Source organism: Allobosea sp. Tri-44 (assembly GCF_004123845.1).
GTDB lineage: Bacteria > Pseudomonadota > Alphaproteobacteria > Rhizobiales > Beijerinckiaceae > Allobosea.
In genome coordinates, this window is record NZ_NBDP01000019.1 from 233491 (window position 1) to 244591 (window position 11101).

An 11101-nucleotide genomic window follows, 5' to 3' on the forward strand; every position below is an offset into this window, starting at 1 on the left:
GGGAGGGAGAGGCAGCGCACCGATCTTCCCTTCTCCCCTTGCGGGAGAAGGTGGCCCGAAGGGCCGGATGAGGGGTCGTGCGACGTTCCCAACTGAAGAGGGACGCCAGCGATCGGCGTCGCGCGACCCCTCACCCCGACCCTCTCCCGCAAGGGGAGAGGGGGCAGGCCGCGCGCCGACCATGACGACCGAAAATGAGAGGATACGCCTGCGATGACCGCCTCCCTGCTGCTCCGCAATGTCCGCCCCTATGCGGGGAACCCCGTCGACCTCCTGATCGAGAACGGCAAGATCACGCAGGTCGGTGCGAACCTTGCCGCGCCGGCCGGAGTCACGGTCGAGGACGGCAAAGGCGAGATCGTCATCCCCGGCCTGGTCGAGGCCCATACCCATCTCGACAAGAGCCTGCTCGGCCTGCCCTGGTACACCAACGAGGTCGGCCCCAAGCTGCTCGACAAGATCGACAATGAGCGGATGAACAAGAAGCGGCTCGATATCGATCCCGCGCGCCAGTCCGCCCGCCAGAGCATCCTCTCCTCGCTCAAGGGCACGACCCATATCCGCAGCCATGTCGATGTCGATACCGAGCATGGGATGTGGGGCGTCGAGGGCGTGATGAAGACCCGCGACGCCTATCGCGACATCGTCGACATCGAGCTCGTCGCCTTCCCGCAATCGGGGCTGCTGCGCCGCCCGGGGACGCTCGAATTGATGGACCAGGCGATGAAGGCCGGCTGCGAGATCGTCGGCGGGCTCGACCCCTGCACGATCGACCGCGATCCGAAGGGCCATCTCGACGCCGTCTTCAAGCTCTGCCAGCGCCATGGCAAGCCGCTCGACATCCACCTGCACGAGCCGGGCGAGGTTGGTGCCTTCTCGCTCGACCTGATCATCGAGCGCACCCGCGCGCTCGGGATGACCGGCAAGGTCACGGTCAGCCATGCCTTCTGCCTCGGCACGCCCGACCCCGCTTTGATCGACCCGTTGATCGATCAGCTCGCCGAACTCGACATCGCGATCATGACGACGGCACCGGCGAGCCGGCCGGCCCCGCCGGTGAAGAAGCTGCTTCAGGCCGGCGTGCGCGTCTGCTCCGGCTCCGACGGCATCCGCGACACCTGGAGCCCCTATGGCAATGGCGATATGCTGGAGCGGGCGATGTTCGTCGGCCTGCGCAACAATTTCCGCCGCGACGACGAGGTCAGGCTGGCGCTCGACGTCTGCACGAGGGAAGGCGCCAAGGTGATGGAGATCGAGGGCTACGGGCTCGATGTCGGCTGTGTCGCCGATCTCGTCCTGCTGCCGACCGAGTCGATCGCCGAAGCCGTCGCGAACCGCCCGATGAACCGCCGTGTAATCAAGCGCGGCAAGGTCGTCGCCCGCGACGGCGTCTCGATCAGGACCGCGCCGTGACCCTGCAAGCCGCCAAACGGCCGGAAGGCCGCATCCTCCTGACCGCGCGCTGGCTCGTCGGCCACCGCGACGGGCGGCATCGCCTCTACGAGAATGGCGAGATCGTCTTCGAGGATGGCGAAGTCGTCTCTACCGGCCATCACTTTCCCGGAGAGGTCGTCAGGCGGATCGACTATGGCAACGCCGTGATCGGGCCGGGCTTTGTCGATCTCGATGCGCTCTCCGATCTCGACACCACCATCCTCGCCTATGACAACCAGCCGGCCTGGAAGAAGGGCCGTGTCTGGCCACGCAGCTATCTCGAAGCCGGCCCCTATGAGATGTATTCGCGCGAGGAGCTGGCCTTCCAGAAGAAGCATGCCTTCGCCACGCTGATCCGCAACGGCATCACCACGGCGCTGCCGATCGCCTCGCTGTTCTACCGGGCCTGGGGCGAGACAGCGCAGGAGTTCGAGGACGCAGCGGAAGCCGCCGCCGATCTCGGCTTGCGTGCCTATCTCGGGCCGGGCTATCGCACCGGCAACCAGCTGGTCGAGGCCGACGGGCGCATCGTCACCCATTATGACGAGCCCCGCGGCCTCGCCGAGCTCGACGCCGCCATCGACTTCGCCCGGCGTCATGAAGGCGCGGCCGGCGGGCTGATCCGGGCGATGTTCGCGCCTGATCGGATCGAGACCTCGACGGCCGAGCTGCTGCGCCGCACCGCCGCCGCTGCGCGCGAGCTCGACATCCCCGTTCGGCTGCATTGCTGCCAGTCGAAGATCGAATACGATCTCGTCCTCACCCAGCACGGCATGAGCCCGCCCGAATGGCTGGAGAGTCTCGGTTTCCTCAACGAACGCTGCCTCTTGCCGCATGGCACGGTCGTCTCCGGCAGCCGCCTTGTCGAGCGCCCCGGCCGCGACCTCGAGATCATCCGCGATGCCGGCGCTGCGATCGTGCACTGCCCGCTGGTCTCCGGCCGGCACGGCAATGCCGTCGACCATTTCGGCCGCTACCGCGCCATGGGCCTCAAGATCGGCATGGGCACCGACACCAGCCCGCCGGACATGATCATGAACCTGCAGGTCGGCATGATCCTCGCCCGAACCATGGCCGGCAGCGCGACCGCTGTCCGCTCGGAGGACTATTACGACGCCGCCACCATCGGCGGCGCGGATGCACTCGGCCGGCCCGATCTCGGCCGTCTCCAGCCCGGCGCGCGCGCCGACATCACCGTCTTCGCACTCGACCGGCCGCATAGCGGCCAGGTGATCGACCCGATCCAGACCATGCTGCTCACCGGCCATGGCCGCGACGTCTCGACAGTGATCATCGACGGGCGTTTTGTCATGGAGGACCGCGTCATCCCCGGCATCGATGAGGCCGCCGACAATGCCCGCGCCCAGACGCAGTTCGAGGGCGTGATGGCGCGCTATCCGCAGCGCACTCACGGGCATCCGCCGATGAGCGAGATCTTCTCGTCGAGCTACGTGGTCGAACGCAAGGAGGACGCGGCGTGAACGCCCAAACAGCGCTGCTTTCGGTGCAGGATCTGCGCATCGTCTTCGACGGGCGGCGCGGCCCGCTGACGGCGCTCGACGGCGTCTCCTTCGAGATTGCGCCGGGAGAAATCCTTGGCGTCGTCGGCGAGTCCGGCGCCGGCAAATCCCTGACCGGCACGGCGGTGATCGGGCTGCTCGATCCGCCGGGACGATTGGCCGGTGGCGAGATCAAGCTGTCCGGCCAGCGCATCGACAATCTGCCGGCCGAGGCGATGCGCAAGCTGCGCGGCCGCCGGATCGGCGCGATCTTCCAGGATCCGCTGACCTCGCTGCACCCGCTGCTGACCGTCGGCGAGCAATTGATCGAGACCATCACCACCCATCTGCCGGTCAGCAAGGCCGAAGCGCGCAAGCGGGCGCTCGACCTCTTGAAGGAGGTCGGCATCCCGGCGGCCGAGACGCGCATCGATCATTATCCGCACCAGTTCTCCGGCGGCATGCGCCAGCGCGTCGTCATCGCGCTCGCACTTTGCGCCGAGCCGATGCTGATCATCGCCGACGAGCCGACGACGGCGCTCGACGTATCCATCCAGGCGCAGATCACCACCTTGCTCAAGCGGCTCTGCCGCGAGCACGGCACTGCGATCATGCTGGTGACGCACGATATGGGCGTGATCGCCGAGACGGCTGACCGCGTCGCGGTGATGTATGCCGGGCGCATCGTCGAGATCGGCCCGGTCGAGGAGGTGACGCGCCGGCCGCGCCATCCCTACACCGCCGGTTTGATGGCCTCGATCCCGAGCGTCCATCGCCGCAATGCCGAGCTCAACCAGATCGACGGCTCGATGCCGCGGTTGAACGCGATTCCCGCCGGCTGCGCCTTCAACCCGCGCTGCGGCTTCGCTACCGATTTCTGCCGCGAGACCAAGCCCGGCCTGCCGGTCTCCGGCCATGCCGCCGCCTGCCATTTCCCGCTGCGGGAGATGGCCCATGGCTGAGGCGAACACCATCCTCGAGGTCACGTCGGCGTCTTGCCGCTTCGACGTTTCTGCTCCGGCGCTGTCGCGGCTGTTCTCGCATGAGCCGCGCCGCGTGCTGCGCGCGGTCGAGAACGTCTCGTTCAGCGTTCAGCGCGGCACGACCTTCAGCATCGTCGGCGAATCCGGCTGCGGGAAGTCGACATTGGCGCGCATGGTCGTCGGCCTGCAGCGGCCGACGCAGGGCATGCTCGATTTCAAGGATATCAAGCGCGCCGATGGCTCTGTCGGGCCGCCGCGCGTGCAGATGATCTTCCAGGACCCCTATGCCTCGCTCAATCCGCGCTGGCGCGTCGGCGACATCGTCGCCGAGCCGATCCGCGAACTGAAGCTGCGCAAGGACGAAAGCGAGACGACCACCCGCGTCGGCGACCTCCTCGAGATCGTCGGCCTGTCGCGGGCCGATGCGAGCCGCTTCCCGCACGAATTCTCCGGCGGCCAGCGCCAGCGCATCTCGATCGCCCGGGCGCTGGCGACCGAGGCCGACTTCCTGGTCTGCGACGAGCCGACCTCGGCCCTCGACGTCTCCGTGCAGGCGCAGATCCTCAACCTGATGGTCCGCCTGCAGAAGGAGTTCGGGCTGACCTACCTCTTCATCAGCCATAACCTCTCGGTGGTCCGGCACATGTCGGACCAACTCGCTATCATGTATCTCGGCCGCTTCGTCGAGAGCGGGCCGGCGGAAGAGGTCTTCGGGCGGCCGCGCCACCCCTATACACGGCTCCTCCTCGACACGATTCCCGATGTCGAGAAGCCGAACCGCGAGCGTCGGCCAATGTCGGGCGAGGTGCCGAGCCCGATCGCGCCGCCGCCTGGCTGCGCCTTCCATCCGCGCTGCTCGCAGGCGGTCGAGCGTTGTCGCGTCGAGGCGCCGGCGCTGCGTCGCGAAGGCGCACTCGAAATCGCCTGTCACCTCGCTTGAGGTTCGTCAGCACTGAACCACGCCGTCTTTCCGGGGCAGGCCGCAGGCCTGAGCCCGGAACCCAGAACCGATGTGTTATCCGACAAAGGCCGACGGTAGAGCACTCGTGACAGACCGGCATCGGTTCTGGGTTCCGGGCTCGCCGCTACGCGGCGCCCCGGAAAGACGGCGTTGTGCTCAACAGAAGTCGAAATCGACGCCCTCATCAGCCTGGAGCACATGCGCGTCATAGAGCCGGTCATAGCCGCGGCGCGCCTTCGCGGGTGGCTGCGGCAGGGCGGTCCGGCGTGCTTTGAGCTCAGCTGCGTCGACCAGCAAGTCGAGCCGCCGCTCGGCGACGCTGAGCCGGATGCGGTCGCCATTGCGGACCAGCGCCAGCGGGCCGCCGACTGCCGCTTCCGGCGCGACATGCAGCACGATCGCGCCATAGGCGGTGCCGGACATGCGGGCGTCCGAGATGCGGACCATGTCCTTGACGCCCTTGGCTGCGAGCTTGCGCGGGATCGGCAGATAGCCGGCTTCCGGCATGGCGGCGGCGCTCTTGGGACCGGCATTCTGCAGAACGAGAATGTCGTCGGCCGTGACGTCGAGATCGGGATCGTCGATGCGGGCGGCGAGGTCCTCCAGTGACGAGAAGACGACGGCGCGGCCCTCATGCTCGAGCAGGCGCTTCTCGGCCGCGGCGCGCTTGACGATGGCGCCGCGCGGAGCGAGCGAGCCGAACACCGCGACGAGCCCGCCATCGGGATCGACCGGGTCTTCACGCGAGCGGATGATCGTGCGGTCGAGCTGGTCGAGCAGGGGTTCATCGATCAATTCGCCCAGCGTCTTGCCAGTCACGGTCATGCAGTCGAGATGGAGCAGGTCGCGCAGCTCCCACAACACGGCCGGAACGCCGCCGCCGGCGAAGAAGTCCTCCATGTAGTTGTCGCCGACCGGCTTCAGGTTCACCAGAACCGGTGTCTCGTCGGAGAGCTGGTTGAGACGGTTGAGATCGACCTTGATGCCAGCGCGGCGGGCGATGGCGGTGAGATGCACCACGGCGTTGGTCGAGCCGGAGATCGCCAGCAACACGCGCCAGGCATTCTCGATCGCCTGTTCGGTGACGATCTGGCGCGGCAGCAGCTCTTTCGTACCGATCAGTTCGACGGCGCGCTTGCCGCTCGCCTCGGCGCAGCGCAGGCGGTCGGCGTGCACGGCGGGGATCGCGGCGGAGCGCGGCAAAGCGAGCCCCAGCGTCTCGGCGATGCAGGCCATGGTCGAGGCTGTGCCCATCACGGCGCAGGTGCCGGCGGTGGTGGCGAGCCGGCCCTCGACCACGTCGATCTCGGCCTGGTCGATCTCGCCGGCGCGGAAACGGGCCCAGAAGCGGCGACAATCGGTGCAGGCGCCGAGGCGCTCGCCCTTGTGGCGTCCGGTCGACATCGGCCCGCCGACGAGCTCGACGGCCGGGACATTGGCCGAGAGCGCCGCCATCAGCTGCGCCGGCACGGTCTTGTCGCAGCCGCCCATCAGCACGACCGCGTCGATCGGCTGGGCCCGGATCATCTCCTCGGTGCCCATTGCCATCAGGTTGCGGAATTTCAGGCTGGTCGGGTTGAGGAAGACCTCGCCGAGCGAGGTGGTCGGGAACTCGACCGGCAGGCCGCCGGCCATCAGCACGCCGCGCTTCACCGCCTCCAGCAGCTCCGGAAAGTGCCGGTGGCAGTTGTTGAAGCCGCTATAGGTGTTGGCGATGCCGACGATCGGCCGCGCCAGCGCCTCGTCGGAATAGCCCATCGAGCGGGCGAAGGAGCGGCGCAGATAAGCGGCGAAGTCCGGGTCGCCATAGTTGGTCAGCCCGCCGGCAATGCCGCGCCCCTTCGGTTCCTCGCCCGCCATGCCCGCTTCTCCCTCGACTTGTTCTGAGGAGAAGCTTGCCGGGATCGCCGGCGCTGTCGAGGCCGCCTTATGCAGGGCGGCCTCGCGCTGAGTTCAGTCTTCAAGTTGGCGGTGACTGGGCATGGACGTGCTCCACCCTTCCCCCTTGGTGGGAAGGGTATGGGGATGGGGGTGGTGCCGCTTGGTGATCGGAGCCAGGAAGCGGGCCGGCAGTAGCGACAGCGCCATCAGCTTCGACCGATCGTTTCGGCTCTGCGACCCCCACCCCTGCCCCTCCTCACAAGGGGGAGGGGTTCTCGCGCGCTTCACGCTGCCCTCAATACCCCAACGCGCAGCCGTCCTTGCGCGGGTCGGAGCCGCCGGTCAGCGTACCGTTCTCCCAATCGATCCAGATCGCCTGGGCGCCGCCCATCGGCGTTTTCGGTGGCTGCACGTCGAAGCCGCGCGCCTTGAGTGCCGCGCCGACACTCTCGCGCAGGCGGCTTTCGGTCTCGACCGTGTTCGTGCCCGGCAGCGGGAACAGGCGTGGCAGATCGATCGCCTCCTGCAGGTCGAGGCCGTGGTCGAACAGCTTCGCCAGGAAATGGGCGTGACCCATCGCCTGGTAATGCCCGCCCATCACACCGAAGGGCATGACGACGCGGCCATTCTCGGCGAGCATGCCGGGGATGATGGTGTGCATCGGGCGCTTGCGCGGCGCGATCGCATTCGGATGACCCTGCTTAAGCACGAAGCTCTGGCCGCGATTGTGGAAAAGTACGCCGGACTTGGCTGTCATCAGCCCGCTACCATAGGGCGAGAAGATCGAGTTGATGAAGGAGACGGCGTTACGGTCCTTGTCGACGACGCTGATATAGACCGTGTCCTTGTGCTCCGCGCCGCCGGGGATGACCGGCAGCGGATTGAGCGCGCGGTTGGGATCGATCATCCCGGCGAGTTCGTCGGCGAGCGTGTCGGACAGCAGATGCTCGACCGGCACTTCGGCCTTGGCGGGATCGGCGAGGAAGCGGTCACGGGCGGCATAGGCGAGGCGGGTCGCCTCCAGTTCGATGTGGAGATTCTCGACGGCGAGCGGCCCCCCCTTGGGCTGGAAGCGCTCGAGGATCTTCATGATCAACAGCGCGATCACGCCCTGGCCGTTGGGTGGGCACTCATAGACGGTGCGGCCGCGGAAAGTAGCGCTGATCGGGGTGACATATTCGCCCTCGGCCGCGGCGAAGTCGTCGAGTGTATGCAGGCCACCGGCGGCCTTGAGGTAGTCGACCATCTCCCTGGCGATCTCGCCGCGATAGAAGGCGTCGCGGCCCTCGCGACCGATGGCTTCGAGGGTTTCAGCAAGCGCGGGCTGGCGCTGCACCGTGCCGGCCGGCGGAGCCAGCCCGTCGATCAGGAAGGTCGCAGCGGCGTTGGCGTCCTGGATCAGCACATCGCGCTGGGCGGCGAGGTCGTAGGCGACGCGCGGCGTCAGCGCGTAGCCGTCGCGGGCATAGGCGATGGCTGGCGCGAAGATTTCGGCAAGGGGCAGGCGGCCGTGATCCCTGTTGAGCCGCGTCCAGGCATCGATCGCGCCGGGCACGGTGACGACATGCGGCGAATGCCGTTCCAGCGTGGTGATGCCGGCCTTTGCATACCAGTCGAGCGTCGCGGCGGCGGGCGTGCGGCCCGAGCCGTTATAGGCGATGACGTCGGTCGAGCCGCCGCGCGCATAGAGCACGAAGCAGTCGCCGCCGATCCCGGTCGAGCCGGCCTCGACGACGCATTGCACGGCGCAGGCCGCGATGGCGGCGTCGATCGCAGTGCCGCCGGCCTTCATGATGTCGAGCGCGGCGAGCGTCGAGGCGGGATGCGAGGTCGCGGCCATCGCATTGCGGCTGATGGCGAGGGAACGCCCGGGGAGCTCGAGATCACGCATGGAAAGGCTTTCGTGGAAACCTGGCCGGCGTCGGTCGCCGGCCATCGAGGAAGGAAGCGAAGGGTGTTCAGCCCTTGCGCAGATTGGTGAAGACCGGGACGCCGTTCAGCATGCCGGTCAGGTTCTTGCGGTAGGCGACCGGCTGCAGATACTGGCCGGCCGGGACGTAGGGCACGTCCTGCATCGCCTGCAGCTCGATCTCGCGGGCGATCGCCTTCTGCTCGGCGGGGTCGCCAGCGGTCAGGAAGCGGGCGCGCAGCGCCTCGATCTGCGGGCTGTCGGGCCAGCCGGGGCTGCCCTTGGCGCCGTTGCCGCGCAAGGGGGAGCTTGTCGCCGGCGAGCCGAGATCGAGCCCGGCCCAATAGGTGACGTAGCAGCTCCAGCCGCCCTGCTCGACCGGGCTGCGATTGCCGATGCGCTGCAGCACCGTGCCCCAGTCGGCTGCGACGAAGTCGACATTGACGCCGATCTTTTTCAGCGCATCGGCCGCGACATCGCAGACCAGGGCGATGCGCGGCACATCCTGCGCTGCGAGGAACACGGCGCGCTCGCCCTTGTAGCCGGCGGCAGCGAGCTCCTGCTTGAGCTTGCCGAAATCCTTCGGTCCCTTCAGAGCCGGGGCGGCGACATCCGACGCCATCGGCGAGTTGTTCGGGAAGAAGCCGATGCTGCTGCGCTCAACCTGCGGATCGCCGCCGCAGACCGCGTTCATGCAATCCTCCTGGTCGATCGCCTTGAGGATGACGCGGCGGATCGCCGGGTTGTTGAAGGGTGGCTGCAGATGGTTGAGCCGGAGCTGCCCGGCCATGCCGGTCCGGTCCTTGACCTCGACCACGATGTTCGGGTCCTTCCGCAGCAGCGGCAGGAGATCGATGATCGGCTGCTCGACCCAGTCGACCGCGCCGGTCTGCAGCGCCGAGACCGCGGTCGCGGCATCGGGCATGACGGTGAATTCGATGCGGTCGAGGTAGGGCGTGCGCGGACCGGCAGTGAAGCTCGGCGTGCCCTGACGCGGGACGTAACCTTCATGCCGTGCATAGACATGGCGGGCGCCGGCGATGCGATCGGCGGTGAGATAGCGATAGGGGCCGCTGCCGATCGCTTCGGGGATTTGCTTGAACGGGTCGGTCTGCGCGAGGCGCTCCGGCATGATCGCGGCGACGAGTGCGCTCGGGCGGGCGAGCGCGGCCGGCAGATGCGGGAAGGGCGCCTTCAACCGGAAGACGATGGTTCGGTCGTCGGGCGCCGAGAGCTCGTCGGTCGCCGCCATCAGCGCCTGGCCGAAGGTGTCGCGCACGCCCCAGCGCCTGATCGAGGCGACGGCATCGCGGGCCAGCACCTTGCTACCGTCGTGGAAGACGAGGCCGGGCCGCAGCGTCAGCGTCCAGCGCTTGCCGTCATCCTCGACGACATGGCCCTCGACCATTTGCGGCTGGGGCTGGAACTGGTCGTCGAGCCCGTAGAGCGTGTCCCAGACGAGCAGCGCATGGGTGCGGGTCGAATAGCCGTTGGTCCAGATCGGATCGATGATCGCGACGTCGGAATAGGGCACGAAGCGCAGCGTCTTGGCATCCTGCGCCGCGGCGAGATGCGGCGCTGCCGGCAAAAAGGCCGTCGCGGCCGAGGCTTTCAGGAACTGTCGTCGATCCATTGTGATTCCCCTCGTTGTTTTGGCTGACCCTCGGGCGTCCTCGGGAGCGCGGGCTTCTGACGAGCCGCTGCGTCGTTTGGTTCAGATCTGCGCGCTGGCCGGCAGAGTCGCTGGAGCGCCTGCTGCTTGGCCGCGGCTGCGCAGGAACTCGGCGAGGCGCGGCGCGGTGCGCAGGACGTGGTCGCGCATCACCGCCTCGGCATGCTCGGCATCGCCGGTCCTGATCGCCTCTACGACCTCGTCCTGGCGTTCGGTGGCATGGGCCGGCTGGGCGACGTGATGGAGCCAGACGCGCATATAGGGCTCGACGGCGATGTGCAGAGCCGCGATCTGGGCGATGAGCTTGGGCCGTCTGCTCAGGCCACAGATATAGGCGTGGAATTCCTGGTGTTTGCCGAGCCAGTCGGCGCCGCCGGCCGCGCCGGCGCGGCGCATGCGGGCAAGATGGTCGTCGAGTTCGGCCAGTGCCGCGGCGTCGAAGCGCGGCATGGCGAGACGGACCGCCAGACCTTCGAGCACGGAACGGATCTCGAAGAGCTCGTAGATCTCCTCGATGGTCAGGCCGGAGACGACGCAGCCGCGATTGGGACGGATGAGGACGAGCCCCTCATTGGCGAGGCGCTGGAAAGCCTCGCGCACCGGCATACGGCTCATGGCGAGCTCGCGCGCGATCGTCTCCGGAATCAGCCGCTCGCCGGGCTGGTATCGGCCGCTGCGGATGTCCTGGAGGATGGCGCGATAGGCCTCGTCCTGCGCCGTCGCGGCCATACCCTTGGAGGCGAAGCTCATTCCGTTCCCCTG

8 protein-coding genes are annotated in these 11101 nt (G+C 67.8%); 4 read left to right on the forward strand and 4 right to left on the reverse strand.

Annotation, left to right across the window (positions count from 1 at the left end; translation table 11 throughout):
* Positions 1 to 213: 213 nt before the first annotated feature.
* The 4 genes from B6S44_RS13400 to B6S44_RS13415 are packed head-to-tail and all read left to right on the forward strand — an operon-like array spanning position 214 to position 4856.
* Positions 214 to 1413 carry an amidohydrolase family protein gene (locus tag B6S44_RS13400; RefSeq protein ID WP_129157391.1) on the forward strand — a complete coding sequence of 400 codons (1200 nt, stop codon included), beginning with the start codon at positions 214 to 216 and terminating at the stop codon, positions 1411 to 1413.
* On the forward strand, positions 1410 to 2915 hold the full coding sequence (locus B6S44_RS13405) for an amidohydrolase family protein (protein ID WP_206735152.1): 1506 nt from the start codon (positions 1410 to 1412) through the stop codon (positions 2913 to 2915). The genes B6S44_RS13400 and B6S44_RS13405 overlap by 4 nt, the downstream gene beginning before the upstream one ends.
* Complete coding sequence (locus B6S44_RS13410) at positions 2912 to 3895, forward strand: ABC transporter ATP-binding protein (protein WP_129157392.1); 984 nt, start codon at positions 2912 to 2914, stop codon at positions 3893 to 3895. Before B6S44_RS13405 ends, B6S44_RS13410 begins: the two co-directional genes overlap by 4 nt.
* The gene (locus B6S44_RS13415) at positions 3888 to 4856 is read left to right on the forward strand and encodes an ABC transporter ATP-binding protein (RefSeq protein WP_129157393.1); all 969 of its coding nucleotides are present in this window, start codon (positions 3888 to 3890) and stop codon (positions 4854 to 4856) included. The genes B6S44_RS13410 and B6S44_RS13415 overlap by 8 nt, the downstream gene beginning before the upstream one ends.
* A 177-nt stretch (positions 4857 to 5033) precedes the next feature.
* Here the strand turns inward: B6S44_RS13415 and B6S44_RS13420 are convergent, their stop codons facing one another.
* From B6S44_RS13420 to B6S44_RS13435, 4 genes are all read right to left on the reverse strand, one after another.
* Complete coding sequence (locus B6S44_RS13420) at positions 5034 to 6737, reverse strand: IlvD/Edd family dehydratase (protein WP_129157394.1); 1704 nt, start codon at positions 6735 to 6737, stop codon at positions 5034 to 5036.
* Between the two features lie 316 nt (positions 6738 to 7053).
* Complete coding sequence (gene ggt, locus B6S44_RS13425) at positions 7054 to 8649, reverse strand: gamma-glutamyltransferase (RefSeq protein WP_129157395.1); 1596 nt, start codon at positions 8647 to 8649, stop codon at positions 7054 to 7056.
* Between the two features lie 67 nt (positions 8650 to 8716).
* Positions 8717 to 10300 (reverse strand): ABC transporter substrate-binding protein, encoded by a 1584-nt coding sequence (locus B6S44_RS13430; RefSeq protein ID WP_129157396.1) that lies wholly within the window; start codon positions 10298 to 10300, stop codon positions 8717 to 8719.
* Between the two features lie 81 nt (positions 10301 to 10381).
* Entirely contained in the window at positions 10382 to 11089 is a 708-nt protein-coding gene (locus tag B6S44_RS13435; protein ID WP_129157397.1) for a GntR family transcriptional regulator, read from the reverse strand.
* Positions 11090 to 11101: the final 12 nt, after the last annotated feature.

What these genes read in the sequence shown, in the direction of transcription:
- B6S44_RS13435 (WP_129157397.1), bottom strand. Translation starts at nt 11,089, where the DNA reads ATGAGCTTCGCCTCCAAGGGTATGGCCGCGACGGCGCAGGACGAGGCC.
- ggt (WP_129157395.1), bottom strand. Translation starts at nt 8,649, where the DNA reads ATGCGTGATCTCGAGCTCCCCGGGCGTTCCCTCGCCATCAGCCGCAAT.
- B6S44_RS13430 (WP_129157396.1), bottom strand. Translation starts at nt 10,300, where the DNA reads ATGGATCGACGACAGTTCCTGAAAGCCTCGGCCGCGACGGCCTTTTTG.
- B6S44_RS13420 (WP_129157394.1), bottom strand. Translation starts at nt 6,737, where the DNA reads ATGGCGGGCGAGGAACCGAAGGGGCGCGGCATTGCCGGCGGGCTGACC.
- B6S44_RS13415 (WP_129157393.1), top strand. Translation starts at nt 3,888, where the DNA reads ATGGCTGAGGCGAACACCATCCTCGAGGTCACGTCGGCGTCTTGCCGC.
- B6S44_RS13400 (WP_129157391.1), top strand. Translation starts at nt 214, where the DNA reads ATGACCGCCTCCCTGCTGCTCCGCAATGTCCGCCCCTATGCGGGGAAC.